The sequence below is a fragment of the Paenibacillus sp. 01T443 genome, from assembly GCF_056398325.1.
This window is the reverse complement of the sequence record NZ_JBFTPE010000095.1, coordinates 1-352: the sequence shown is the minus strand read 5'-3', so window position 1 is coordinate 352 and position 352 is coordinate 1. Positions and strand designations below refer to the sequence as shown.

Genomic DNA, 352 nt, shown 5'->3' with positions numbered 1-352 from the left:
CTCTTACCGCACTCTCGATGGCGAATGAGGCGGGTGTTGCGTCCACCGCTGACCTGGCGAACGCGCTGAAGACAGCAACAAATTCCGCAGAGGTGTTCGCGAAGGCCGCTCAAGGTCACGGTGTAGAGAACCTCATCCGCGGCGACGGCATGGATGATCTCAAGAACCTGCCGAAGCTGATGGACGACGCTTCCGTGGCGTGGACCGACCTGAACCTGTCTCTCGGTCAGACTGCGGCGTTGGACCGCATTGGTGACATCGGGAAAGCGATGTCGAACCTGTCGACAATCGACATGTCCCGAACCGTGGAGCAGTTCAACATGCTCGCTAAGGGCATGAACAATGCACAGGC

General features: G+C 58.8%; 1 protein-coding gene. It reads left to right on the top strand.

Features of this window, described 5'->3' with window-relative positions:
• The coding region (locus AC1DLI_RS34460; protein WP_477610237.1) for a hypothetical protein at positions 1–352 on the top strand (352 nt) is incomplete at both ends.